The organism is Streptomyces sp. NPDC091209 (genome assembly GCF_044757755.1).
Lineage (GTDB): Bacteria > Actinomycetota > Actinomycetes > Streptomycetales > Streptomycetaceae > Streptomyces.
In genome coordinates, this window is record NZ_JBIVVR010000001.1 from 1,548,126 (window position 1) to 1,574,280 (window position 26,155).

At 72.8% G+C, this 26,155-nt stretch carries 16 protein-coding genes; 10 read left to right on the plus strand and 6 right to left on the minus strand.

Annotation, left to right across the window (positions count from 1 at the left end; all coding sequences use genetic code 11):
- Positions 1 to 23: 23 nt before the first annotated feature.
- Complete coding sequence (gene ftsE / locus ACIQRL_RS06755; RefSeq protein ID WP_328555238.1) at positions 24 to 713, minus strand: cell division ATP-binding protein FtsE; 690 nt, start codon at positions 711 to 713, stop codon at positions 24 to 26.
- A gap of 310 nt (positions 714 to 1,023) precedes the next feature.
- Between ftsE and ACIQRL_RS06760 the strand changes: the two genes are divergently transcribed.
- Positions 1,024 to 1,215 (plus strand): hypothetical protein, encoded by a 192-nt coding sequence (locus ACIQRL_RS06760; protein WP_028805018.1) that lies wholly within the window; start codon positions 1,024 to 1,026, stop codon positions 1,213 to 1,215.
- 98 nt (positions 1,216 to 1,313) lie between these two features.
- On the opposite strand, the gene ACIQRL_RS06765 is transcribed toward ACIQRL_RS06760, so the two are convergent.
- The 4 genes from ACIQRL_RS06765 to ACIQRL_RS06780 form a co-directional block, all read right to left on the minus strand.
- Positions 1,314 to 1,892, minus strand: coding sequence for a hypothetical protein (locus tag ACIQRL_RS06765; protein ID WP_401327846.1), 579 nt, complete (start codon positions 1,890 to 1,892; stop codon positions 1,314 to 1,316).
- 339 nt (positions 1,893 to 2,231) lie between these two features.
- Entirely contained in the window at positions 2,232 to 3,338 is a 1,107-nt protein-coding gene (prfB, locus tag ACIQRL_RS06770) for a peptide chain release factor 2 (RefSeq protein ID WP_401327849.1), read from the minus strand.
- Positions 3,339 to 3,453: 115 nt separating this feature from the next.
- Positions 3,454 to 4,698, minus strand: coding sequence for a serine/threonine-protein kinase (locus ACIQRL_RS06775; RefSeq protein WP_401327852.1), 1,245 nt, complete (start codon positions 4,696 to 4,698; stop codon positions 3,454 to 3,456).
- Between the two features lie 105 nt (positions 4,699 to 4,803).
- On the minus strand, positions 4,804 to 6,474 hold the full coding sequence (locus ACIQRL_RS06780) for a serine/threonine-protein kinase (RefSeq protein ID WP_401327855.1): 1,671 nt from the start codon (positions 6,472 to 6,474) through the stop codon (positions 4,804 to 4,806).
- Positions 6,475 to 7,001: 527 nt separating this feature from the next.
- Here ACIQRL_RS06780 and ACIQRL_RS06785 point away from each other — a divergent pair.
- The 9 genes from ACIQRL_RS06785 to ACIQRL_RS06825 all read left to right on the plus strand — a co-directional run bounded on the left by ACIQRL_RS06785 (position 7,002) and on the right by ACIQRL_RS06825 (position 25,590).
- Positions 7,002 to 11,045: an FHA domain-containing protein gene (locus ACIQRL_RS06785; protein ID WP_401327858.1), complete on the plus strand. Its 4,044-nt coding sequence runs from the start codon at positions 7,002 to 7,004 to the stop codon at positions 11,043 to 11,045.
- Between the two features lie 542 nt (positions 11,046 to 11,587).
- Entirely contained in the window at positions 11,588 to 13,003 is a 1,416-nt protein-coding gene (locus ACIQRL_RS06790; protein ID WP_401327861.1) for an ABC transporter substrate-binding protein, read from the plus strand.
- A 7-nt stretch (positions 13,004 to 13,010) separates the two neighbouring features.
- Complete coding sequence (locus ACIQRL_RS06795) at positions 13,011 to 14,351, plus strand: carbohydrate ABC transporter permease (protein ID WP_401327864.1); 1,341 nt, start codon at positions 13,011 to 13,013, stop codon at positions 14,349 to 14,351.
- An 88-nt stretch (positions 14,352 to 14,439) separates the two neighbouring features.
- Positions 14,440 to 15,351 (plus strand): carbohydrate ABC transporter permease, encoded by a 912-nt coding sequence (locus ACIQRL_RS06800; RefSeq protein ID WP_401327867.1) that lies wholly within the window; start codon positions 14,440 to 14,442, stop codon positions 15,349 to 15,351.
- Between the two features lie 151 nt (positions 15,352 to 15,502).
- Positions 15,503 to 17,809, plus strand: a complete 2,307-nt coding sequence (locus ACIQRL_RS06805; protein ID WP_401327870.1) for a CDP-glycerol glycerophosphotransferase family protein — start codon at positions 15,503 to 15,505, stop codon at positions 17,807 to 17,809.
- 123 nt (positions 17,810 to 17,932) lie between these two features.
- A complete protein-coding gene (locus ACIQRL_RS06810; RefSeq protein WP_401327873.1) occupies positions 17,933 to 20,092 on the plus strand; it encodes a CDP-glycerol glycerophosphotransferase family protein in 2,160 nt (719 codons plus the stop codon).
- 1 nt (position 20,093) lies between these two features.
- Positions 20,094 to 22,310, plus strand: coding sequence for a CDP-glycerol glycerophosphotransferase family protein (locus ACIQRL_RS06815; protein WP_401327876.1), 2,217 nt, complete (start codon positions 20,094 to 20,096; stop codon positions 22,308 to 22,310).
- A 254-nt stretch (positions 22,311 to 22,564) separates the two neighbouring features.
- Positions 22,565 to 23,821 (plus strand): hypothetical protein, encoded by a 1,257-nt coding sequence (locus ACIQRL_RS06820; protein WP_401328158.1) that lies wholly within the window; start codon positions 22,565 to 22,567, stop codon positions 23,819 to 23,821.
- Between the two features lie 83 nt (positions 23,822 to 23,904).
- Complete coding sequence (locus ACIQRL_RS06825; RefSeq protein ID WP_401327879.1) at positions 23,905 to 25,590, plus strand: hypothetical protein; 1,686 nt, start codon at positions 23,905 to 23,907, stop codon at positions 25,588 to 25,590.
- A 33-nt stretch (positions 25,591 to 25,623) separates the two neighbouring features.
- On the opposite strand, the gene ACIQRL_RS06830 is transcribed toward ACIQRL_RS06825, so the two are convergent.
- On the minus strand, positions 25,624 to 26,037 hold the full coding sequence (locus ACIQRL_RS06830; protein ID WP_401328160.1) for an organic hydroperoxide resistance protein: 414 nt from the start codon (positions 26,035 to 26,037) through the stop codon (positions 25,624 to 25,626).
- Positions 26,038 to 26,155 lie beyond the last annotated feature (118 nt).

The following is a 26,155-nucleotide window of genomic DNA, read 5'->3' on the forward strand; positions in this document are numbered from 1 at the left end:
TCAGACCTTTCCGTGGACGATGATCAGTGCTGGTAGCCGTAGACGCCGCGTGCCTGGTCGCGGACGAGACGGCCCTGCTCCAGCTCGATGACGCGCTTGCGCATCTGGTCCACGATGTTCTGGTCGTGCGTCGCCATCAGGACCGTGGTGCCCGTCCGGTTGATCCGGTCGAGCAGTTTCATGATGCCCACGGAGGTCTGTGGGTCGAGGTTTCCGGTCGGCTCGTCGGCGATGAGGAGCTTGGGCCGGTTCACGAAGGCTCTCGCGATGGCCACACGCTGCTGCTCACCACCGGACAGCTCGCCGGGCATCCGGTCCTCCTTGCCGCCCAGACCGACGAGGTCGAGCACCTGGGGCACGGACTTGCGGATCTCGCCGCGGGACTTGCCGATGACCTCCTGGGCGAAGGCCACGTTCTCGGCGACCGTCTTGTTGGGCAGCAGACGGAAGTCCTGGAACACGGTCCCCAGCTGGCGGCGCATCTGCGGCACCTTCCAGTTGGAGAGCCGCGCGAGGTCCTTGCCCAGGACGTGCACCTGGCCTTGGCTGGTCCGCTCCTCGCGGAGGATCAGCCGCAGGAAGGTGGACTTCCCGGAGCCGGAGGACCCCACGAGGAACACGAATTCTCCGCGCTCGACCTCCAGGGAGACATCCCTGAGAGCGGGGCGGGTCTGCTTGGGGTAGACCTTGGAGACATTGTCGAATCGGATCACGGGTGCACCACGGGTCGCCGGGGGTAGGTGTGCGTGACCATACGCGAACCGGGTGTACGAGCGCAGTCGGCGTACGGGGTTGCGCGCGGCTTGCACGATTTGTCACGGATCTGAGGCGCGATTCACACCGGATCCGAGCGGCTGACGGCTCTCCGCGCGGGGCAGGATAAGGCGAGCCGCGCCGAAATCCGCGGAACCTGGCACAGTGGTAGGGGAACGGTTGCGTTCGCCGAAGCGTTAAGAGAGCGATGTGTACGCGAGAACGGCGAGAACGCCGCGTACGCGGAGACGTCGCAAGGAGGGCCGGCGCATGACGTACGACCGACTGGTATGCGCTAACTGCGCGGCACCCGTCAGCGAGGGCCGCTGCCCCGTCTGCCGCGCGAACCGGGAGCGACTCCAGCAGGAGAGCCCCTTCGCGGGACTCAACCCCATGGCACTGATCGCCCTGCTCGCGGTACTGATCGCGGCGCTGGCCCTGGTGGCCCACCAGACGGTGTGAGAGCCGCGCGGACGGCCCGCACGGCCGGCCGGCACCCAGAAGACCACGACAAGGGCCCGGAGCGCGCTGCTCCGGGCCCTTCGTCACGTGTGCGCCTGTCAGGCGGCGGCACCGCCGCGGCCGCCGGCGAGGCGCGGCAGCAGCCGGAAGCCGATACCACCGGCGATCATCGTGGCGGCCCCGATGAGCAGGAACGCGGTCTGGCCGGCCCCCGTCTCGGCCAGCGCGCCGTCCTTGCCCTGGGCCTTGGTGTCCGAGCCCGTGTCGGTGAGGGCCGAGGAGCCCTCCTCCTGGGTGGTGGAACCACCGTTGGGGTCGGTGTTGTTGCCGCCGGAACCGGAGTTGCCGCCCGCGGGCGCGGAGGACGAGCCGGAGGTCGGCTCCTCCGTCGGCTCGGTCGGGTTCCCGGTGGGCGTGGTGGCCGTCGGGGCCGGCGAGGTCGGGGGCACCTCGGTGGGAGCCTGCGACGTCGGGGGCACCTCGGTGGGAGGCTCCGACGTCGGGGGCTCCGACGTCGGAGGCGCCGGCGACTCAGGGATACCCGTGACGGTCGGGGTCGGGGTCGGGTCGCCGGTGCCGGTCGCCGAGGCGACTCCCGCCACTGTCAGTGAAGCACCGGCGGCGATCACCGCGCCGGCCGCTATTCGTGCCGCGAGAATCCGCGTCTTCTTGGTCATCTGCCTGCTACCCCCAGTAGCTGATCGTCAATGGAGCAGCGTCCGGAGCCACGGCGTCACAGGAGGTTTTCGGTCCGCCCCCCGGTTCACATGCGCCCCGGTGATACGCATGCCACACGTCACCCTTCCCAGTTTCCAGAGCATCGTCAAGGTCGTTGCGTACGCGATGTCCGGAACACCATCGTTTGCCTGGCGTGCGGACATCTGACTGTGACGTAAAACCCAGACAGCCCCCGACGAAAAAGGCAACTGCCGTCCGGTGGACGGCAGTTGCCTTGTCGATAAAGAGGTTTCACCGAGGGCGGGAAGACGCCCGCCCGGACCGCGCTTCGCGCGCGCCTACTTCTCCTGCTGCTTGCGCCAGCGAATTCCGGCCTCCAGGAAGCCGTCGATCTCGCCGCCGAACACGGCCTCGGGGTTGCCGACTTCGAACTCGGTGCGCAGGTCCTTGACCATCTGGTACGGGTGCAGGACGTACGAACGCATCTGGTTTCCCCAGGAGTTGCCGCCGTCGCCCTTGAGGGCGTCCATCGCGGCCTGCTCCTCCTGCCGGCGCCGCTCCAGGAGCTTGGCCTGCAGAACGTTCATGGCCGAGGCCTTGTTCTGGATCTGCGACCGCTCGTTCTGGCACGAGACGACGATGCCGGTGGCCAGGTGGGTCAGGCGCACGGCGGAGTCGGTGGTGTTGACGCCCTGGCCGCCGGGGCCGGACGAGCGGTACACGTCGATCCGCAGCTCGGACTCGTCGATCTCGATGTGGTCGGTCTGCTCGACGACCGGCAGGATCTCGACACCGGCGAAGGACGTCTGGCGGCGGCCCTGGTTGTCGAACGGCGAGATGCGCACCAGCCGGTGCGTGCCCTGCTCCACGGAGAGCGTGCCGTACGCGTACGGCACTTTGACGGCGAAGGTGGTGGACTTGATGCCCGCCTCTTCCGCGTACGAGGTCTCGTAGAGCTCCGTCTTGTAGCCGTGGCGCTCGGCCCAGCGCAGGTACATGCGCTGGAGCTTCTCGGCGAAGTCGGAGGCGTCGACGCCGCCGGCCTCGGCACGGATGGTGACGACGGCCTCACGGGAGTCGTACTCGCCGGACAGGAGCGTGCGGACCTCCATCTCGTCCAGCGCCTTCTTGACGGCGACGAGCTCGGTATCGGCCTCGGCACGGGTGTCCGGGTCGTCCTCCTCCTCGGCCATCTCGAAGAGCACGCTCAGATCGTCGATACGCCCGCGGAGCGCCTCGGCCTTCCTGACCTCCGCCTGGAGGTGGCTCAGCTTGCTGGTGATCTTCTGCGCCTCGTCCGGGTCGTCCCACAGGGACGGCGCGGCCGCCTGCTCCTCGAGCACGGCGACATCTGCCCTCAGCTTGTCGAGGTCCAGGACGGCCTCGATCGACTCCATGGTCGAGGAGAGGGACTTGAGCTCTTCGGATACATCGACGACTGCCACGCCTCCAGCGTAACGGTTACGACAACCGGGCCTCGCCCTTCGCCCCCGGGGGCCCGCCTCGCCCCCGCCCGGGAGGTCAGCCCGGGAGGTCAGCCCGGGAGGTCAGCCCTGGAGGTCAGGGTGAGGCCGGGGCCGAGTTCTTCGTGTCCTGGGGGGTCCCGTCGGCGCCGTCGCCCGAGGCGGCGAGCCAGGTGCCGACGCCCACCGCGGCGACCAGGACGACCGCCGCCGCCCCCAGGGTGATGCGCCGCCGGCGGGCGGAGGCGCGGTGCCGGGCGGACCCGGGCCGGGGCGCGCCCGCGGCGCGGGGCGCCCGAGCCGTTCCCCGGGCCCCGCCGGCCAGCTCGTCGGGTGCCGGCACCCGCATCGAGGTGTGCGTGTCCCGGCTCGAGTCGGGCGCGGCCCCCGGCACGAGGGGGACGGCCCCGCGCCGCTCGCGGGCCGCCGCGGGCACGGACGGCTCCGCGGTCTCCTCGTACTCCTCGTCCGCGTCCTCGGACTCCGCGTCCGGCGAGTCCACGTCGAGCGGCGGCATCCCGGCCAGCAGCGGCAGCTGCTCCCGCAGCCGTGCCCCCAGCTCGGAGGCCCGCAGCCGGGACGCGGGCGCCTTGGCCAGGCACTGCACGATGAGCTGCCACAGCTCGTCGGGGATGCCCGGGAGCGGGACCACGGTCTCCGTGACATGGCGGCGCAGGACCGCGCCGGGGTGTCCGCCCCCGAAGGGCGTGAACCCGGCGAGCAGCTCGTAGAGCACGGTCGCGAGCGCGTAGATGTCGACGGCGGCGCGCGGCGGCAGGCCCTCGATGATCTCGGGCGCCAGGTAGTCCGGCGTACCGATGATCTTCGTGACCCGGGTCCGGCGCGGCGAGTCGATGAGTTTGGCCACACCGAAGTCGGTCAGGAGGGCCGGGTGGGAGCCGCCGGGGCCGAGCGGGCCCTGCATGTCGAGCAGGACGTTCTCGGGCTTCACGTCGCGGTGGACGACCCCGGCGGCGTGCGCGGCGGCGAGTCCGTCCGCGACGTCGGCGACGATCGCGACCGCGGCCTCGGGGGCGAGCCGCCGCTCCCGGTCGAGCCGGGTGCGCAGGTCGGTGCCCCGTACGAGGTCCATGACGAGGGCGAGGTCGTTGCCGTCCACCACCAGGTCGCGCACCGCCACCACGTGGGGGTGGTCGAGACCGAGCAGTGCGGTGCGCTCCTGCACGAAGCGTCCGACCAGTTCCTGGTCGGACGCGAGGTCCTCGCGCAGCAGCTTGATGGCGACGGGTCCCTCGGGTCCCTCGCCCAGCCACACCGTGCCGGCGCTCCCCCGCCCCAGGATCTGGTGCGCGGTGTACCTGCTGCCGATCTTGCGTGCCAAGACTGCTCCTACAGACGCGTGTTGCCGCTTAAAGTACGCGCCCGCGGAGCCAACCTTCACTCCCGAGACCGAAATCACCCGTCAGATATCGACAAATCCCCAGAGTCAGTTGCCCGAGGAGGAGTTCGAGCCGAGATCGCCCATCCAACTGCTGACCTGGTCGTACCTGTGGGTGAGCTCGCCCCAGAAACTCCTGGTGGAGTGGATCCAGTGCTGGAGGGGACTGAACTCCCAGACCAGCCAGCCGGCGACGAACAGGATGATGATCGTGAACAGGCACCCCTTGAGGCAGCCGAGCCCCGGGATCTTCATGGGGTTGGCGCCGCGCTGCCGGGGCTCGCGCGACTGGCGCGGCGCGGGCTGCTGGGGCCGCTGCGGCTCGGGCGCGTACCGCTGCGGCTGGGGCTGCCGCTGCGGCTCGGGGGCGTAGCGCTGCGGCTGCTGCTGGTGCTGCGGCGCGTACTGCTGCTGTTGCTGCTGCCCCTGCGGGTATCCGTAGCCGGGCGGCGGCTGCTGGCCGCGCTGCGGACGCTGCTGCTGGGGCTGCTGCTGGGGGCGGGCGACCTGCCGCTGGGGGCGGCGGCGCAGCGGGTCCTCGTTCGGGTCGAGGTACTGGACCTGCGTCTGTTCGTTGCGGTCGCGGGCCGCGCGGAGCTGGTTCTGCCAGGGGTGCGGGTCCTCGCCCTGGCCGGGCTGTCCGCCCGGCTGGTGCTGCGGCACGGGCGGCAGCACGGCGGTCGGGTCGGCCGCGCCGGAGGTGTGCGGCAGCACGCTGGTCGCGCCGTACGGGTCGTACGAGCCCGCGCCCTGCGGCAGCACCTGTGTGGGGTCGGCGGCGCCGGCCATGTCCGGGACCTGCGCCGGGGTCGGGTCCGGGGCGAGCAGGGCGGCCACGCCGTCGGCGGCGGCGATCTGCGCCGGGGTCGCGTGCACCCCGACACCCGCGGCGACGGCACGCAGTCCGCGCGCGAGGTTCTCGGCGCTGGGCCGTTCGTCCGGGTTCTTGCGCAGGCAGCGCTCTATGACCGTCCACAGCGGGTCCGGGACGGTCGAGGGGCGGCGCGGTTCGGCGCTCAGGTGCTGGTGGAGCACTTCGAGGGCGGACCCGCCGCCGAACGGCGGGCGCCCGGTGACCAGCTCGTACATCAGGATGCCGGCGCCGTAGATGTCGACGGCGGAGGTCTGCGGGCGTCCCTCGGCGGACTCCGGCGCGACATACGCGGGCGTGCCGACGAATTCGTGGGTGCGCGTGAGGCCGGGGGAATCGGCGAGCCGCGCGATGCCGAAGTCGGTCAGCATCGGGTGCATCCCGCCGCCGTCCTGCTTGAGCAGGACGTTCGCGGGCTTCAGGTCGCGGTGCACGACGCCGTCGGCGTGGCTGGCGGCGAGGGCGTCGGCGACCTGGGCGGTCAGCAGGGCGGCGGCGACGGGCGAGAACGGCCCGTTCTCGCGCAGGTAGCGGTGCAGGTCGGGGCCGTCGACCAGGTCCATGACGAGGGCGAGGAGATCGCCCTCGACGACGAGGTCGCGTACGCGCACGATGTTCGGGTGGGTCAGGCGCAGCAGCACCGACCGCTCCCGGAGGAACCGCATCACGATGTCCGCGTCGCTCGCGAGCTCTTCCTTCAGGACCTTGATCGCCACGGTCTCGCCGGGCTGGCCGGCGACGGCCGCCTCGGCGCCCGCGGTCTCCCGCTGGCGGGCTCGCCAGACCGTGCCTGTGGCGCCGCGCCCCAGCGGCTCCTCAAGGAGGTACTTGCTCCCTACCGGCCGCACGTCATGCGCTCCCTGTTGCTTGCTCTGCCTGGTCCGTCCACCGTGATCACCGTGGTACAGGAGTTTCCGACCCACTGTAGTGCCGCCCCGCCCGGCACAGCGCTGTCCTCCCCGTGTGCTTTCCCATAGGTCCCCTGCGCACCTGTGGTCCGCATAAGCGCTTACGTACGCGCTCCCGTCCTTGTTCGACGGTCCGCTTCGATGGTCGACATTCGATGGCCTACGGAAAGCCGCTCGACCGTGTTCGACGGAAAGACGCTCACTCCGGTCGGTTGGTTGCCGCGGCCGGGCGTGACCGATCTCAAGCGGACATCTGGCGCGCACTGGGCAGGAACTTTTACGGGCAGAGCCGACCAATCAAGATCACTTACGGGTGGGGGGCGGGCGTGTTGTCAGTGGCAGGTGCGAGGATGCCTCCAGTACTGGCCGACGTGCCCGTGTGCGGTGGGGGAATCTGCGGTGGGGGGGACCGCGGCGCAGCCTCGTCCTCGTCGCGGACACCTGCGCGGAAGGGACCCCTGACGGCGATGCAGATCCGGCTGACCGTCGTAGACCCGCTGGGCCCGCCCTCGGAGCCGCGGGGGCGAGCCACGGCCTGCGATGTGCTGGTCACCGCGCCCGCCGGGACGGCGCTGGCCGCGGTCGCGTCGGGGCTGGCCGCGGCGGTCGGGGGAAGTGGTGGGGGTGCCTCCCAGAGCGAGCGCGGCCGTGAGTCGGGCGGGGGCCAGATCGTGCTCTACGCGGGCGCGGAGCGGCTCGACGCCCAGCGCTGCACACTCGGCGAGCCGCCGCTGACGGACGGCGCCGTGCTCTGTCTGGGCACGCCCGCCGAGCCCGGTCCCGACCTGGACGACGTCTCGGCTCAGCTCCATGTGGTCGCGGGACCCGACGCCGGCGGCGTGCACCTGCTGCACGGCGGCCAGATCCGCATCGGCCGCTCCGCGGACGCCGACGTGCCCCTGGACGACCCGGACGTGTCCCGCCTGCACTGCGCGATCACCGTCACCCCCGAGGGCCGCGTCTCGGTCGCCGACATCGGCTCCACGAACGGCACGACGCTCGACGGCTCCCGCGTCGGCGGCCGGGCGGTCCCCCTCACCCAGGGCGCGCTGCTGCGCGTCGGCGAGTCCGCCCTGCGGCTCGCCCCGCCGGGAGGTCCGGGCGTCCTGGAGACGGCGCCGGACGGCGAAGGCCATGTGCGGGTGCGGGCCGGATCGGCCCGGGACGGTCTCTCAGGGGCCGACGGATTCGACGAGCAGGGCGGGCACGGCGGCCGGGCGGGCGCCGGGACCGCAGCCCGGCTGGACACGGCCTCCGCGGCTCCGGGCGGCTCCCCCGTGGAGGTCTCACGGGGCGGCTCCGCCACCGGGCCGGACACACCCTCCTCAACGCCGCCCGCTTCCCCGCAGACCGCGCAGCCCCCGCGCGGCGCCGTGCCCCACGCGCGCGGGGAGAGCGCCTCCCTCGCACAGGGCGGGGCGCTGCCGCCCATGGGCGAGACGCATCACGCTTATGGGACCGCGGAGTGGGGGGCCTCCGGTGGCGGCGTCCCCGGAGCGCTGGAGCACGGACGGGCGGTGCCCCCCGCCGTCCCGGAGCAGGGCGGAGCACCCCGGATCGAGAGCAGGCCGCGGGGCGCGACGGCGGAGGGCCGCGGTTTTGGCCCCGGTGCGTCCACGCGCGGGACGGGTCGCGCCGACGGGCCCGCGAAGACTTCCGGTGCGGAGGCTTCCGGTGGACGGGACGGGACGGAGGCCGCGAACGCTGGGAACTCCGGGCCCCTGACCGCCGACGCGTCCGGCACGTTCGGAGCGGGCATCCCGGGTGCGCGCAAAGGCACGCCGACGCGGGGCACGGACATCCCGCCGGGGGTGCGCAGGCGCGGCGGCATCGGCGCCTGGGCCCGGCGGCTGGCCGGCGGCCGCGGCGGACCGGCCGGGACCGAACGCGAGACGTACGACGACGGAGCCGTGGCGGTGGACGACCTCCTTCCGGCCGTACGGCGCTCCCCCGAGAGCTGGCCGGACCCGGCGACCCTGCTGCTCACCGCGCTCGGCCCCGGTCCCCGGCTGTGGGAGCGGGGTCCCGGACACCCCGAGGCACTGACGGTGCGTCTGGGCACCGCCGACCGGGCGGCGCCGGACGGCTCGGGCCTGCTCCCCGCGGTGCCGGTGACCGCCGGGCTGCGGGAGGCCGGCTCACTGGGCCTGGCCGGACCCCGGGCGCGTCTCGCGGGGCTGGCCCGCGCGGTCGTCGCGCAGCTCGCCGCGCTGCACTCCCCCGACACCCTGGAAATCGTCCTGATCAGCACCGACCGGGCCCGCACGGTGGAGGAGCGCAGCGCCGAGTGGTCCTGGCTCGGCTGGCTCCCCCATCTGCGCCCCGCCCACGGCCAGGACTGCCGTCTCCTTCTGGCGTACGACCGCGAGCAGGCGGCGGCGCGCACCGACGAACTCCTGCGCCGCCTGGAGGACCACCTCGCGGAGGCGGAGGGTGCGCCGGGCGGCCCCGGTCCGCTGCCCACCGGCGCGGGCGCGACCGTTCCGGCCGCCCGGTCCGGGACGCACGACGACGGCGGGCGCGTCGCCCCGGTCGGCGGCGACGGCCCGCGGGGCGCGGTACGGCGGCCCTCCTGGGCACGCGCCGACGACACGGACGACGGCTATGACGGCCCGTTCACGGTGGTCGTCGTGGACGGGGACCCCGGAAGCGCCGACGTCCGGGAGGCCGTGATACGTCTCGCGCACGAGGGCGCGCGGGCCGGAATCCATCTGGTGTGCCTGGCCGAGACATCACCGGCGTCCCCCGCGTCGCCGGTGAGGGACACGTACGAGGCGGCCTGCGCTGCCTCGCCGGCCTTCCGCGAGTGCGGGGCGGTGGCGCTGCTCAGCGGGGACGTGGCGACGGCGCTGCGGCTGATGCGGGTGGCACCGGGCGGTACCGGCGGGCGCTCCCCGGAGGACGCGCCGCACGCCGGACCCCTGCGCGCGGGACCCCTCCACACCGGCTCCCGGCACGGCGGACCCGACAGTGCGGGACCCGACCGGACCGGACGGGGCCCCGCCGGGTCCGCGCACACCGGATCGCCGCGCTCCGGCCCCGCGCACAGCGCGCCGTCGTACTCCGGGCCCCGGCACGACGGATCCACCCACACGGGCATCCCGCACCCGGCAGCCGCGGGGCGAACGGGTCCCGGAGGCGGTGCGGGACCCGCCGACACCGGCGGTCCGCGCACAGGCCGTACGTCCTCCGGAGCGGGCGGAAAGCTGCCGCGCGGCCCCGTGGGCCATGGCACCGTCGCCGCCGTGGACGCCGTGTCCCTGGCCTGGGCCGAGCGGTTCGCCCGGTCCCTGGCCCCGCTGCGGACGGACGGTGCGCTCGGGGACCGGCACGCGCGCGTGTCCGCGCCCTTGCCCCAGACGGCCCGCCTGCTCGACGAGTTGGGGCTGGCGCGGGCCACCCCCGCCTCCCTGATGGCGCGTTGGGCGGACGCCGCGGACGACACCGAGGCGTTCGGCGGACGGGCGCGGGCCGTGCTCGGCGCCGGACCGCGCGGACCCGTCGCCGTCGACCTGCCCGTCGAGGGCCCGCACCTGCTGATCGAGGGCCCGCCGGGCAGCGGCCGTACGGAACTGCTGCGCTCGGTCACCGCGTCCCTCGCCGCCGCCGAACGCCCCGACCGGCTCGGGATCGTCCTGATGGACGGACGGGACGGCACCGGTGGTCATGGCGTGGCGACCGGCGGAGAAGGACTTCAGGTCTGCACGGATCTGCCGCATGTCACCACGCATCTGACGGCCAACGACCCTGTGCGGATGCGGGAGTTCGCCCAGTCGCTGAGCGCCGAGCTGAAGCGGCGGTCCGAGCTGCTGGGCCGGCTCGGTTTCGCGGAGTGGCACGCACGTCGGACGGTGCCCGGCCCGATCGTGGCGCAGCGCTCGGGCGGGTCCTCGTCGGGCGGGACCTCGTCCCTGGGCGCCTCGGACCTCGACTCACCGCCCAGCTCGACGCTGCGGCTGCGGCCCGCCGCCGCGCGCCGGCAGGCCGAGCCGGGGCCTCCGCTGGCCCGCCTGGTCGTGGTCGTCGACGACCTGGACGCCCTGCTGTCACCGGCGCTCGGTTCCCCGGGGCGGCCTGCGGCCGGTTCGGTCGTACGGGCGCTGGAGGCCGTCGCCCGGGAAGGGGACCGGCTCGGGGTGCACCTCGTGGCGGCGTCGGGAGTCGGCGGCCGTACGGCGGCGTCGGAGCTGGCGCGGTCCGCCGCGCTGCGCGTCACCCTCGAAGCACCGTTGCCCGGACCCGAGGAACCCGCCCCCGGGCGGGGCCGGCTGCTGCGTCCGGACGGCCGGGAGACGCCCTTCCAGGGCGGCCGGGTGACGGGGCGCATTCCCCGTACGGCCACGCTCCGCCCCACGGTCGTCCCCCTGGAGTGGCACCGCATGGGCGATCCGCCGGCCCGCCGGCCGGTCCGCGAGCTGGGCAACGGGCCCACGGACCTGGCCCTGCTCGCCAGCGCCCTGGAGAGGGCCGCGCGCTCCGTCTCCGCCGTCGAGGTGCCCTCGCTGCTGTAACCCGCACGCCGCACGCCAGGGACCGCCCGCGCTCCAGCCGCAGGTCACGGGACCGTCCGCGCCTCCAACCACAGGTCACGGCACCGGCACCGCTCCAACCCGGCGCTGCTGCGGCACGCATGCCACCGGGGGTGCGCGTCCCTGCGGCCCGCATCCCACCGGGGGTGCGCGTCGCTGCGGCCCGCGTGCCACGGGGGCACGCGCCGCTCCAGCCCTGCGCGTCACCCGTCACAGGTCACGCGGTGCCGCGGCGCACACGTCCCGCCGGGCAGGCAGCGCCGAGCACCCGCGTGCCACGGCGCTTCTTCGGGCCCCGCGCGTCACCCCGCGGGGCCCCGCGCCGGTGAACGCACCGGGGTCACCGGGCGGACCGGCATCCCTCTTTCGCGCGCTTGCGCATCCGTGACCCCACGTCACGACCCAATCACGATCGCCCACTTGACAGTACCGGCGGTCTTGCCGCCCCCGAGCGACCTGGCGTAGACCGGAGCGCACGGGGCAGCCGCTTTGACGTTCGACGAAGAACGAAGAACGGGGCAGTGATGCGCAGCATTCCTCAGATACGCAGGTCGCCCGATCACTCCACGCGCCGCTCGCGCAGAGCCGCGCAGGCCGCCGCGGCCGCCTTCGTCGCCGGCGCTCTCACGCTCACGGCGTGCGGTGGCGGCAGCGGCGACAAGGCCAAGGGAAACGACAAGGGCACGGGTACGGAGAGCGGCGGCACCGGCGCGGACTCCGTCACCCTCCCCAAGCTCGACGGCGCCACCCTGGAAGTCGCCGCCGTGTGGACCGGGGCGGAACAGGCCAACTTCAAGAAGGTGCTGGCGGAGTTCGAGAAGCGCACGGGCGCGAAGGTCACCTTCGTACCGGCGCAGGACCCGATCATCAACTTCCTCGGTTCGAAGATCGCGGGCGGAGCGCCCCCGGACGTGGCGCTGCTTCCCCAGGTCGGCGCGGTCAAGCAGGCCGTCGACAACAAGTGGGCCAAGCCCGTCGGCCCGGACGCGCAGGCGCAGTTGACGAAGAACTACTCGCAGGGCTGGCAGGACCTCGGCAAGGTCGGCGGCAAGCAGTACGCCGTGTACTTCAAGGCCGCCAACAAGTCGCTGGTCTGGTACAACACCAAGGTCTTCGAGAACGCGGGGGCCAAGGAGCCCAAGACCTGGAAGGAGTTCCTGACCGCCGCGCGGACGATCTACGACTCCGGGGTCACCCCCGTCTCGGTCGGCGGTGCCGACGGCTGGACGCTCACCGACTGGTTCGAGAACATCTATCTCTCCCAGGCGGGCCCCGAGAAGTACGACCAGCTCGCCCAGCACAAGATCAAGTGGACGGATCCGTCCGTGAAGGACGCGCTGACCACGCTCGCCGAACTGTGGGGGAACAAGAACTTCATCGCGGGCGGCCCGGACGGCGCGCTCCAGACGGAGTTCCCGGCCTCGGTGACCCAGACGTTCACCGGCGGCGACCAGCCGAAGGCGGGCATGGTCTTCGAGGGCGACTTCGTGGGCGTCAACATCGCGGAGACCAAGGCGAAGATCGGGACGGACGCGAAGGTGTTCCCGTTCCCGGCCGTGGGGGACAAGGCGCCCGTGGTGAGCGGCGGTGACGCGGCCGTGCTGCTGAAGGAGTCCAAGGCGGGCCAGGCGCTGCTGACGTTCCTCGCCTCGCCCGACGCGGCGACGATCTGGGCGAAGCTCGGCGGCTATCTCTCCCCCGACAAGAACGTGGCCGAGTCCGCCTATCCGAACGCCGTCCAGCAGTCCATGGCCAAGGCGCTGATCGCGGCCGGCGACAACTTCCGCTTCGACATGTCCGACCAGGCCCCGCAGGCCTTCGGCGGAACACCCGGCAAGGGCGAGTGGAAGGACCTGCAGGACTTCCTGAAGAACCCCAAGAACGTGGCGGGGACGCAGGCGAAGCTCGAATCGGACGCCGCAGCGGCCTACAAGGGCTGATCCGGCCATGACGTCGGCGACGGCCGGAGGCACCGCACCGGTGCCCCCGGCCCGTACACGCAAGAGCGTGACCGGGACCCGCAGGACGGTGGTGGCGCTGTTCCTGCTGCCCGCCCTCGTCCTGCTCGGCGCGCTCGTGGTCTACCCGATCGGGTACTCGGTCGTCCGCAGCTTCTACGACCAGCAGGGCGACGGCTTCGCCGGGTTCGACAACTACAAGGCGCTGTTCACCGACGACGGCATCCGCACCGCGCTCAAGAACAACGTCATCTGGGTGGTGTTCGCCCCGACGGTCGCGACCGCGCTGGGGCTGGTCTTCGCGGTGCTCACCGAACGGGTGCGCTGGGGAACGGCGTTCAAGCTGGTCGTCTTCATGCCGATGGCGATCTCGATGCTCGCGGCGGGCATCATCTTCCGGCTGGTGTACGACCAGGATCCGGCCAAGGGCGTCGCGAACGCGGTGTGGGTGGGGGTGCACGACACCTTCGCCCCGTCGTCGGCGTTTCCCAAGGCCCACCCGGGCCGGCAGTCGCCGCTGGAGGCGGAGAAGGGCGGCTTCATCACCCGGGGGGCCGTGCACACCGGGCAGTCCGTCGCCCTCCCGCTCGTCGGGGTCGCACCGGACCAGATGCCGGGCGGCGCCAAGAAAGCCGTCCGGGCCGCGTCCGAGCCCGGCAGGATCACCGGGACGGCCTGGCAGGACTTCACCCGCGGCAAGGGCGTCGGCCGGCTGGGCCAGGTGGACGCGGGCGAAGTCGGCTACTCCGGGATGAGGATCGAGGCGGTCAAGGACGGCAGGGTCGTCGACACGGCGAAGGCCGGTGCCGACGGCACGTTCTCGCTCTCGGGCAAGGCGGACGGAGCCCGGCTGCGGCTCCCGGCGGGCAACTTCAAGGAGCCGTACAACGGCGTCGACTGGCTCGGCCCGTCCCTGGTCACCCCGGCCATCATCGGCAGTTACGTCTGGATGTGGGCGGGCTTCGCGATGGTGCTGATCGCGGCGGGGCTCGCGGGGGTGCCGCGTGAACTCCTGGAGGCGGCCCGGGTCGACGGGGCGAACGAGTGGCAGGTGTTCCGCAGGGTCACCGTGCCGCTGCTGGCGCCGGTGCTCGCGGTGGTCGCCGTGACCTTGATGATCAATGTGCTGAAGGTCTTCGACCTGGTCTTCATCATCGCGCCGGGCTCCTCCCAGGACGACGCGAACGTGCTGGCCCTGGAGCTGTACCGCAAGGGCTTCTCGGAGGGCCGCCCGGGCGTCGCGAGCGCCATCGCGGTGTTCCTGCTGCTGCTGGTGATCCCGGTGATGCTGTTCAACGTCCGCAGGCTCAGGCGGGAGGTGCGGCGATGAGCCCGATCCTCATTTCCGGCCGGAGGTCCGGGGGTTGTCCCCCGGGAAGACACAGCAATGTGCGGCGGCTGAGGCGGGAGGTGCGGCGATGACCACGCAGGCCGGACGGCTGGCGGAGACCGTACCCGCCACGGCCGTGAACAGGGCCCGGACCTCCCTCGGTTCACGGATCGCGAGCCGGGTGAGCGGCGGCGTCCTCCGCGTCTTCCTGCTGCTCGTCGGCCTGTTCTGGCTGGTGCCGACGATCGGGCTGCTGCTGTCCTCGCTGCGCAGGCCCGAGGACATGAGCGCGAGCGGCTGGTGGAAGGTGTTCACCGCGCCCTCGCAGCTCACCTTGGACAGCTACCAGAAGCTCCTGGAGAACAGCGACATCACCAACTCGCTGCTCAACACGGTGCTGATCACGGTCCCGGCGACCGTCCTGGTCGTCGTCATCGGCTCGCTCGCGGGCTACGCCTTCGCCTGGATGGAATTCCCGGGCCGCGACTGGTGGTTCCTCGCCGTGGTCGGCCTGCTGGTCGTTCCGGTCCAGGTGGCGCTGATCCCGATCGCCGAACTCTTCGGGAAGATAGGCATCTTCGGGTCGATCACCGGCGTGGTCCTCTTCCACGTCGGATACGGCCTGCCCTTCGCGGTGTTCCTGCTGCGGAACTTCTTCGCGGAGATCCCGCGGGAGCTCCTGGAGGCGGCCCGGCTGGACGGCGCGGGTGAACTGCGCCTGTTCGTACGGGTAGTGATGCCGCTCGGCGGTCCCGCCATCGCCTCGCTGGGGATCTTCCAGTTCCTGTGGGTGTGGAACGACATGCTGGTCGCGCTGGTGTTCTCCGACTCGGGGAGCCAGCCCATCACGGTCGCGCTCCAGACGCAGGTACGCCAGTTCGGCAACAACATCGACGTGCTGGCGCCGGGCGCCTTCATCTCGATGGTGATCCCGCTGGCCGTGTTCTTCGCGTTCCAGCGGCAGTTCGTCTCCGGAGTGATGGCGGGAGCGGTCAAGTAGGCCGCTTCCAGCAGCGTTTGAGGGGCGGGCCGGACACCGGCCCGCCCCTCGCCGTTCACCCGTCATCCCCCGGATGCCACATCTGGCGTAACCAAGCCGCCCCTTCGGCCGTTTCCGGGCAGGTATGCCCGCGCCGACCCATGGATGTCCGTTGCCCAGGTTCAGTGTCATCGTCCCCGCGTACAAGGTCCAGGCGTACCTGCACGAGTGCCTTGAATCCGTGCTCGAACAGTCCTACCTGGATCTCGAAGTCATCGCGGTCGACGACTGTTCGCCCGACGCCTGCGGAGCGATCATCGACGAGTTCGCAGCCCGCGACGCCCGCGTCCTCGCCGTGCATCTTCCGGAGAACGTGGGGCTCGGACGTGCCCGCAACGCCGGTATCGAACACGCCACCGGCGACTACCTGGTGTTCCTGGACAGCGACGACAGCCTCACTCCGGACGCGCTGCGGGCCATCGCCGACCGGCTGAAGGAGACCGGCGACCCGGACGTCCTCGTCTACGACTACGCGCGGACGTTGTGGTCGGGCGAGGTCGTACGGAACCAGGTCTCGGCGCAGCTCTCCGAGGAGGGCCCGGCGCCGTTCCGGCTGGACGAGCGGCCCGGGCTGCTCCGGCTGCTGATGGTGGTGTGGAACAAGGCGTACCGCCGGGAGTTCGTCGAGCGCGCGGGCCTCACCTTCCCGCCCGGCTACTACGAGGACACGCCCTGGACGTATCCGGCGCTGATGTCCGCCGGGACGATCGCCACCCTCGACCGGGTCTGTGTGCTCTACCGTCAGCGGCGGCACGGATCCATCCTCGGCACCACCAGCCGCAAGCACTTCGACGTCTTCGAGCAGTACGACCGTGTCTTCGCGCATGTCGACGCGCATCCGGAGCTGGACCGGTGGCGCCCGGTGCTGTTCCGGCGCATGGTCGACCACTTCGCCACCGTGTTCGTGAAGCGGGGCCGGCTGCCGCGCGCCGCCCGGGCCGAGTTCCTGCGCAAGGCCCGGTCGCACTACCGCCGTTACCGCGTCCCGGGCGCACCGGTCGGCCCCCGCACCCGGCTGCGGCACGCGCTGGTCGCGCTCGGCACGCATCGCACGTACCGGCTGCTCTCCTTCCTGTCGCGGGTCCGGAAGAGAGCCGTGCGGCTGAGCACGGGGCTGCTGCGCGCGGTGCGCGGCGCCGCGCTCCAGTTCCACTACCGCGTGCAGCTCCGTCTTCCGCTGCGCGCCGACCGTGCCGTCTTCTCCAGCTACTGGGGCCGGGGCCACGGCTGCAATCCGGGGGCCCTGGAGTCCGCGTTCCGCGGTTTCGCACCGCACATCCGCACGGCGTGGATCGCGCACCTCGAACACCAGCACACGATCCCGGCCGCGACGGGCCGGCTGCGTCCCGGCACCGCGGGGTACTGGACGGCGCTCGCCCGCTCCAAGTACCTGGTGAACAACGTCAACTTCGACCGTCGGCTGGTCAAGCGGCCCGGCCAGATCATGATCCAGACGCAGCACGGGACGCCGCTCAAGCGGATGGGGCTCGACCTCCAGGACCGCCCGGCCGCAGCGCACGGCACCGACTTCGCCGAACTGCTGCGCAGCGCGGACAAATGGGACTACTGCCTGTCCGCCAACCGCCACTCCACGCTGGTCTGGGAACGCGTCTTCCCCTCCACGTACACGACGCTGGAGTACGGGCTGCCGCGCAACGACGTGTTCCAGCACGCGACGCCGGCCGACGTGGACCGGCTGCGCGAGTCGCTCGGCATCCCCGCGGACGCGGTCGCGGTGCTGTACGCGCCGACCCACCGCGACTACCGGCGCGCCCAGCGCCGTGCCCTGGACCTGGAGCGCGTGCTGCGCCGGCTGGGCCCGCGCTTCGTGGTGCTGACCCGCGCCCATTACACATACGGGGCGCCGCTCACGGACACCGCGGGCGGCCGGATCGTCGACGTGTCCGGCCATCCGAGCGTCGAGTCGCTGTGCCTCGCCTCGGACGTGCTGGTCACCGACTACTCGTCCCTGATGTTCGACTACGCGGTCCTCGACCGGCCGATCGTCGTCCTCGCGGACGACTGGGAGGCGTACGAGGCGGCCCGCGGCACCTACTTCGACCTGCGCGCCTTCCCGCCGGGCGCGGTCGCGCGCAGCGAGGACGAGCTGATCGACATCTTCGCGACCGGGCACTGGCGCGGCTCGCGCTCGTCGCAGCTGCGGGCCGCGTTCCGCGAGCGGTTCTGCCCGTACGACGACGGGCGCGCCGCCGAGCGGGTCGTACGGCATGTGGTGCTCGGCGAGACGGCCACGCTGCCGCCGTTCGTCCCGTTCGCCGAGCGCCGGCCGGTGCCCTCGGCCGCGGCGGCCTTCCCCCGCGTTCCGGGCCCCGGCCTGCCGGCGGGCACCCCCGCGGCCGCACCGCTCGGGCGAGTTCCGGCTCCGGGTGCCGGCGTTCCCCTGACCGAGACCCTCTGAACCGGAGTCCGTGTGCCTTCCAGTCCGTCGCGGCCCACGCCCACCCGGCCCTCCACCTGGCGGCCGACCGGGCGCCCCGGGCGATGAATCCCCCGTCCGGCGCCCCTTGAGAGAAAGAGCAGAATGCCCCGCTTCAGCGTCATCGTCCCCACCTTCGGAGTCGCCGGGCGACTGGCCCGCGCCCTGGACTCGGTCCTGGCCCAGTCCTTCGGCGACTTCGAGCTGATCCCGGTCTGCGACCAGCCGGACTCCCCCGCCGCGGCGGTCGCCGGCGCGTACGCGGCACGGGACTCCCGGGTGAGCCCGGTCCATTCGCCGCCGTCGGGCGGGCTGAGCGCGGCGCGCAACGCCGGGATCGCCGCGGCGAAGGGCGCGTACCTGCTCTTCCTCGACGGCGACGACGATCTGGTGCCGGGCGCGCTGGGCGCCCTGGACGCGGGGCTCCCGGCCGATGTGGACGTCCTCTGGTTCGGGCATCAGCGGGTGCACTGGTGGGAGGGCGAGCCGAGCACGCCCCCGCTCGACAAGGCGCCTGAGGTGCTGGGCGTGCATGTCCCGGCGTGGAGCGCCGCGTACCGCCGCGGCTTCCTCGCCGAGCAGGAACTCGCCTTCCCCGAAGGGCATTTCACGGACGCGGGCTGGGGCGGCCTGGTGACGGTGGCGGCGGAGCGGTCGGCCCTGCTGCGCACGGTCTGCGTACGGCACCATCTGCGCCGCCAAGGCAGCCGGCTCAACGCGCCCGGCGAGCACCACTTCGAACTCCTCGACCAGGTCGAACGGGTCCTCGTCCGGGCCGCGCGGCGGACGCTGCCCTCGGCCCGGTCGAAGGCACTGTTCGGGCAGCTCTTCTCCCTGGTCCTGAAGACGGCGGCACACCCGGCCCGGGTGCCCGCGGGCCGCCGCCGGGCCTTCTTCCGCCGGGCGGCCAAGCTCTACCGGCGGCACCGCCCGGCCGGATTCCGGGTGCCTGCGGGCAGTCTCGGTGTACAGCACCGGCTGCTCGCGGCGGGCGCGTACAGCGCGTTCCGCGCGCTGCGCGGCACGAACCGGGCCGCCTCCGGAGTGGTCCGACGGGTGCCCCGCGCGAGCACGCTGCGCACCCGCGCGCTCTACGCGGCCCGGCTGCGCCGCCCGCTCGACGAGAACCTCGCGGTGTACTGCGCGTACTGGGGCCGGGGTTACGCCTGCAACCCGGCGGCGATCCACGCCAAGGCCCGCGAACTCGCCCCGCACATCCGCTCGGTGTTCCTGGTCGAGCCGGAGGCGGTGGACGCGCTGCCGAAGGACATCGAGCACGCGGTGATCGGGAGCCCGCGCGCCTGGGAGGTGCTGGCCCGCGCCAAGTACCTCGTCAACAACGCCAACTTCGCGGACGGGGTGGTCAAACGCCCCGGCAGCGTGCACGTCCAGACGCAGCACGGCACACCGCTGAAGAAGATGGGCGTCGACCAGTCGACGTATCCGGTGGTGGCCGCCGCGACCGGCAGCTTCACCAAACTGCTGTCCAGGGTGGACCGCTGGGACTACAACCTCTCCTCCAACCGGCACTCCACCCAGATGTGGGAGCGGGCCTTCCCGGGCGGCTACGAGACCCTGGAGTACGGCTATCCGCGCAACGACGTGTACTGCACGGCGACCGCCGAGGACGTGGCCGGGATCCGCGAACGGCTCGGGGTGCCCGAGGGGAAGACGGCGCTGCTGTACGCGCCCACGCACCGCGACTACAGCACCGGCTTCGAGTCCCGGCTCGACCTGGAGGCCCTCTGCGAGGAGATCGGCGAGGAGTTCGTCGTCCTGCTGCGCGCCCACTACTTCTACGACGAGGGGCGCGGGCGCGGCTCCGGGCGGATCATCGACGTGACCGGCCACCGGTCCTCCGAGGACGTCTGTCTGGCCGCCGACGCGCTGATCACGGACTACTCGTCGATCATGTTCGACTACGCCAACCTCGACCGCCCGATCGTCGTGTACGCGGACGACTGGGAGGTGTACCGGGAGACGCGGGGCGTCTACTTCGACGTGATGGAGGAGCCGCCGGGCCGGGTGGCGAGCACCCCGGGTGAACTCGCCGCGCTCTTCGCCGACGGCTCCTACGCGGATCCGGCCGCCGCCGCGCTGCGGGCCCGGTTCCGTGAGCGGTTCTGCCAGTTCGACGACGGCAGGGCCGCCGAGCGGGTGGTGCGCAGAGTGCTGCTGGGCGAACCCCCCGAGGCGATCCCGCCCGTCCTGCCGCTCGCCGAACGCGTCCCGGCTCCCGCCGCGTCCACCCTCGTGAGGAGCTGACGTGCCCCGCTTCAGCATCATCGTCCCCGTCTTCAAGGTGCAGGGCTTTCTGCGCGAGTGTCTCGACTCGGTCCTGGAGCAGTCGTACACGGACATCGAGGTCATCGCGGTCGACGACTGTTCCCCGGACGGCTGCGGCGCGATCCTCGACGCGTACGCGTCCCGCGATCCGCGCCTGCGGGTGCTGCACCTGCCGGAGAACGTGGGGCTCGGCCGCGCCCGCAACGCCGGAATGCCGCTCGCCGGAGGGGACTACCTCCTCTTCCTCGACAGCGACGACACCCTCACGCCGGGCGCGCTGCGCGCCGTCGCCGACCGCCTGGACGAGACCGCCGACCCGGATGTGCTGGTCTTCGACTACGCGCGCACCTACTGGTGGGGCGGCACTCGCAGGAACGTGCTCGCGCGGGTCCTCACCGAGGCCGGCGCCGGGACCTTCTCGGCGGCCGAACACCCGGAGATCCTCGACCTGTTGATGGTGGTGTGGAACAAGGTCTACCGGCGCGCGTTCGTCGAACGGGAGGGCTTCGCCTTCCCTCCCGGGTACTACGAGGACACGCCCTGGACGTTCCCGGTGATGCTCAGCGCGGAACGGATCGCGACCCTCGACCGGATCTGTCTGGCCTACCGCCAGCGCCGCCAGGGCAACATCCTGTCCACCACCAGCCGCAAGCACTTCGACATCCACGACCAGTACGAGCGGGTCTTCGCGTTCGTCGGCTCCCGTCCCGAACTGTCGGGCTGGCGCCCGTATCTGCACCACAAGATGGGCGAGCACTGCCTCGACATCCTGTCCAAGGAGGACCGGCTCCCGGACGAGGACAAGGCCGAGTTCTTCCGGCTGACGGCCGCGCTCTTCCGCAAGCACAGGAGCGGTCCCGTGCCGCCCGAACTACGGCTCCTGGAGGGCGGTTTCACGCGCTACCGGGTGCGGCGGCAGGCAGGCCGCGCGGGCCGGGAGCTCGGTCTGCGCGGGCAGCAGGCACGCCGGATCGTCGCCGCGCGGGCCAAACGCGTCTGGTCCGCGGCGCACGAACACCGGCCGCTGGACCCGCACTTGGCGGTGTACTCGGCGTTCTCGCACCGGGGGGTCCTCGGTGATCCGGGGGCGGTGTACGCCGCGGCGCGGGAGCTCGCCCCGCAGCTGCGCGGGGTATGGGTGGTGCGCGACGAGGAGCAGGCGGCGCTGCTGCCGTCGGGGACCGAGCACGTCCTCCTCGACTCGCCGCGCTATCACCGGACCACCGCGCGGGCCACGTACTTCGTGAACAACGTCAACTGGCCCGGCTCCCTGGTCAAGCGCCCCGGCAGCGTCCACATCCACACCCATCAGGGCACCCCGCTGAAGTACATGGCCGCGGACCTGCTGCACAAGCCGGGCGCCCGGCACGGCCTCGACGTGCCGCAGATGCTGCGCCGCGCCGACCGCTGGGACTACAGCCTGGTCGCCAACCGGCACTCGGAGCTGGTCTGGGACCGCGCCTACCCCTGCCACTTCACCTCGCTGCGCACCGGCAGCCCGCGCAACGACGTCCTCGTGCGGGCCCGCGCCGAGGACGGGGCCGGGGCGGCGGTCCGCGCCCGGCTCGGGATCCCGGCCGGCGACCGGGTGGTGCTGTACGCGCCGACACGCCGCGACTATCTCCGCGGCGGCCATGTCGACCGTCTCGACCTGGCCCGGTTCGCGGACGATCTCGGCGCGGACCACACCCTCGTCGTACGGCTGCATCCCTCGCTCGCGGACGGTCCGGCACGCGGGATGGGGCTGGCCGAACTGCACCGGCGCGGTGTCGTGGTCGACGCGACCGGCGAACCGTGCGTGGAGGATCTGATGCTCGCCTCGGACGCCCTGGTGACCGACTACTCGGCCCTCATGTTCGACTACGCCAACCTGGACCGGCCGATCGCGCTCCTCGCCGACGACTGGGGCGCGTACGCGGCGAGCCGGGGAGCCTACTTCGACATCACGGCCGACGCGCCGGGCCATGTGGCGCGTTCCCAGCGGGAGTTGACGTGGCTGTTCACGTCGGGGGCCTGGCGGGACGGTGAGTCGGCACGGCTGCGGGCCGGATTCCGGTCACGGTTCTGCGAGTTCGACGACGGGCGGGCCGCCGGACGGGTGGTGCGGACGCTGATGCTCGGCGAGCGGGCCGAGGAGCCGGCCGCGGTCGTCCCGGTGCCCGCGCAGGCGGGCCACGACGTCCTGACGTCGTCATGAGCGGCCCCGTGAACGACCCCAGGAACGACCCCATGAACGGTCAGGTGAACGGCCCTATGAACGGCCAGGTGAGCGACAAGGTGAGCGGCCCCACGAACGGCACCACGGACGGCGCCACGGACGGCGCCACGGACGGCGCCACGGACGGCGCTACGGACGGCGCTACGGACGGCTCCGTGAGCGCCCCCGTGACCGGACGTCCCCTCCGGGCCCTGGCGCGGGTCCTGCGCGCACCGCGTTCGGCCCGCGCCGGGGTGATCCTGATCGCCGCGGTCTTCGCGGTCCTCCAGCTCGCCAACCTCACCGGCCGGGACACCCCCGACACCAAGAACTACCTCTCGTACGCGCTGACCCTGCGCGGTGAGAGCAAGCAGGAGGCCGCCGCGCGGACGATCGACTACGTCTGTGCGAGCAAGGCCTCCGTCGCACGGCGCGGCCAGGCCGTCGACGTGGTGCGCTTCCACCGCGCGAGTCCGACCCGGCGGGTCGTCGCGGAGTGCCGGCGCGAGCAGTGGCGGGGCATGTCCGCGCGGCTCGCGGCCAGGGAGACAGCCGGACACACCGTGCCGTTCATGCCGGCCCGCTTCATGCGGATCTTCGAGGCACGGCCGGGGTATCCGGTGCTGCTGGTGCCGTTCGTCACGGTGCTGGGGGTGACCTGGGGCCTGTGGGCGGCGGGCGTCGCCGTGACGGTGGCCGGGGGCGTGCTCGTCTTCCTCGTGCTGCGCACCCTGCGCAGCTCCACCGGCGCGGCCCTGACCGGGCAGGCGCTCTTCTACGTCCTGCCGTGCGGTACGACGGCGATGCGCCCGATGACCGAGGGCCTGATGATGGCCGTGACCCTCGCGGCCCTGTGGGGCTGCGCCCTGGTGCTGGAGGGCCGCGCGCGGGCCGGTACCTGGCTGGCCGGCGGCTCCCTGGCCGTCCTCTTCACGGTGAAGCACTCGCAGGCGCTGTTCCTCGGGCTGTGCCTGTCCGCCGCCTGCGCGGTGCTCCTGGCGCGCCGCCGCCGGTGGGACGGGCCGCTATGGACGCTCGGGGCGGTGGCGGCCGGCGGGGTGCTGGCCACCCTGCTGCTCGCGAAGGCGCTGCACTACCCGTCCGAGTCGGAGAGCGTGCAGGACCTGCTCACGGGGCACTACGCCCGCCCGGACCGCGCCCATCCGTGGCCGGAGTTCCTCCATCTGGAGGTCGCCTTCTGGGTGGAGTGGGCGCGCCGCCAGTTCTGGGAGCCGCTGTTCCTGACGGCCGTGGTGGCGGCCGCGTGGGGGGCCCTGCGCCGGCATCCCGCCTTCGCCGGTTTCCTGCTGGCGGCGGCGGGCACCGGGGTGCTCAACCAGGCCGCGCACCCCGACATCAACGTCTGGGGCGAGCGGCTGATCGTGCTGCTGTGGCTGCTGCCCGCGGTGGGGCTTCCACTGCTCCTCGACGCGGTCGTCCGGCCGGGTGTCCGGGCGCTCGGCGGCAGGGTTCCGGGGCCGGCGCGCCGGGACACCCAGGTCGCCCGATGAGGTGATCCCGGCTAGGCGGCCGGGCGGGGCGGGCATATACGGCAGATGCCAGAAACCGCCGGTCCCCTCTCCCCCACCGCCCGATGAGCGCCGATGTCGTCGTCCGGCGGGGTGCTGTCCGCGGTGCGACCGCGGTGCGCGGCACAGGCACCTGGCGCCCGACGCCCTTCCAGGTCTTCGGCGGCCTGTTCTGGCTGGTGATGACGCTCGCCTACTGGCGGATCCCGCTGTGCTGCGACGCGGGACAGCACGCGGCCGTCGTCGAACGCCTGCGGGCGGATCTGCTCCACCCCCGGCACCCGATGGCGGACCTGCCGGGTGCGGGCAGCCCGTACTACTCGCCGTACGCGGTGGCGCAGGGCGCCTTCGCCCGGCTGACCGGTCTCGGCGGCTGGGCGGTGGTGCGGCTGTCGGGACCCGTCAACCTGCTGGTGCTGCTGACCGGCATCGGCCGCTTCACCCGGGTGCTGACACCCCGCCGCTGGGCGCCGGTCCTCTGCCTGTTCGCGATGGTGCTGCTGTGGGGCACCGAGCGGGCCTGGTGGAGCGGCTACCTCGGGCTGATGTCGATGACCGGCAACCTCGGCTATCCCTCGACGTTCGCCATCGGACTGGCCTTCTGGGCCTGGGCGTTCACGGGCACGCGCGCGACGGGCACCGGCGGCCCCGTCCGGTACGTCGGCCCGAGCGGCCTCAGGAGCTGGTGGGGGTACGCGGCCCTCGGCGCCCTGTACGGACTGATCCTGCTCGTGCATCCGATCACGTCGATCGCGGCGGTGCTCGGCGCGGTGGCGTTCGTGGCGGGCGAGCAGCGCGGCCGGCGGCCGGCCGTGGCGGGCCGGTGGCTGCTGACGGGTGCGGTGGCGCTCCTCGTCGCGTACGGCTGGCCGTACTTCGACGTCTTCGCGCTGACCGGGGACCGCAGCGTGGACGCCATGCACGAGCGGCTGTACGACGGGATGCCCGGACACTTCTGGCTGGCGCTGGCCGGGGTGCCCGCTCTGTGGCTGCGGGCCCGGCGCGCCCGGCGGAGCGAGGGGCACGGGTGGCGCGATCCCCTGGTGCTGATGTTCGCGCTGGAGTGCGCGGCGGTGGCGTACGGCTGGGTGAGCGGGCACTACACGTACGGCAGGATCCTCGGGCTCACGCTGGTGCCGCCGCAGTTCGCGCTCGGGGTGGAGCTGGCGGCGCCGCGTCCGTGGGGTCCGGGGCGGCGGCTGCTGGGCGGGACCGCCGCCGCCTGCGCGCTGACCGGCTTCCTGACCGTGCAGGCCGGCGCGGTGGTGCCGCGTTCGCTCGACCCGGTCGGCTTCGACCAGCCGCCGCGCTGGCCGACGTACGACTGGGCGGCGCGGCACATCCGGCCCGGCGAGGCGGTCATCGCGGACGGGTACTACTCCGTCCACCTGCTCGCGGGCTACGGCCCGGATCTCGCCGCGCCCGCCTGGCCCGACCCCGCCCTCGCCGAGGGCGAGCGGCTGCGCCGGCTCGCGGCGGTCCGCGCCTACCTCGACCCGTCCTCGACCCGGGCCGAACGCACCGCCGTCGTCCGCCGGTACCACGTCCGCTGGCTGCTGCTGACGCGCTGGCGGCGGGTGCCCGAGGAGGCGACGGTGGTGGCGTGGAGCCGGGAGACCGGGGAGGTGCTGGCCCGGATCGGCACGGGGCCCGGCACCCGCACCGGTGCGGCGGCCGGTGCAGGAGCCGACGCGAAGGGTGGTGCGGGTGCCGGGGCGAAGGCCGGTGCGGTGGTCCGTGCCGCTCGATGACGAACCGTCCCGCACCTGCCTGCTCGATGCCGGCTACTCGATGACGAGCTCGACCGGGATGTTGCCGCGGGTGGCGTTGGAGTAGGGGCAGACCTGGTGGGCCTGCTCGACCAGCTTGCGGCCGGTCGCCTCGTCCACGGTGTCGGGCAGCTCGACGCGGAGCGTGACGGCCAGGCCGAAGCCCTCGCCCTGCTTGCCGATGCTCACCTCGCCGGTCACGGCGGCCTGGGTGACATCGACCTTCGCGGCGCGGCCGACCAGGCCGAGGGCGCTCGCGAAACAGGCGGCGTATCCGGCGGCGAAGAGCTGCTCGGGGTTGGTCCCCTGGCCGCCGCCGCCCATCTCCACCGGGATGCCCAGCTGGAGGTCGAGCGTGCCGTCGGAGCTGACGGCGCGGCCCTCGCGGCCGTGGGTGGCGGTGGCGACAGCGGTGTAGAGCGCGTCCATGGGGACCATCCCTCTCAAGTCGAAATCCTGGCGGTGGCTGCCGGTGCGGCGGCCCCACGACCAGAATTAGAGCACGCAATTCAGTTGTGCACAACTAAATTGCTCCCTAGAGCTATCC

Excerpts from the sequence above, each read along its gene's own strand:
- ACIQRL_RS06760 (WP_028805018.1), top strand. The coding sequence starts at position 1,024 with ATGACGTACGACCGACTGGTATGCGCTAACTGCGCGGCACCCGTCAGC.
- ACIQRL_RS06765 (WP_401327846.1), bottom strand. The coding sequence starts at position 1,892 with ATGACCAAGAAGACGCGGATTCTCGCGGCACGAATAGCGGCCGGCGCG.
- ACIQRL_RS06785 (WP_401327858.1), top strand. The coding sequence starts at position 7,002 with ATGCAGATCCGGCTGACCGTCGTAGACCCGCTGGGCCCGCCCTCGGAG.
- ACIQRL_RS06790 (WP_401327861.1), top strand. The coding sequence starts at position 11,588 with ATGCGCAGCATTCCTCAGATACGCAGGTCGCCCGATCACTCCACGCGC.
- ACIQRL_RS06795 (WP_401327864.1), top strand. The coding sequence starts at position 13,011 with ATGACGTCGGCGACGGCCGGAGGCACCGCACCGGTGCCCCCGGCCCGT.
- ACIQRL_RS06800 (WP_401327867.1), top strand. The coding sequence starts at position 14,440 with ATGACCACGCAGGCCGGACGGCTGGCGGAGACCGTACCCGCCACGGCC.
- ACIQRL_RS06810 (WP_401327873.1), top strand. The coding sequence starts at position 17,933 with ATGCCCCGCTTCAGCGTCATCGTCCCCACCTTCGGAGTCGCCGGGCGA.
- ACIQRL_RS06825 (WP_401327879.1), top strand. The coding sequence starts at position 23,905 with ATGAGCGCCGATGTCGTCGTCCGGCGGGGTGCTGTCCGCGGTGCGACC.
- ACIQRL_RS06830 (WP_401328160.1), bottom strand. The coding sequence starts at position 26,037 with ATGGACGCGCTCTACACCGCTGTCGCCACCGCCACCCACGGCCGCGAG.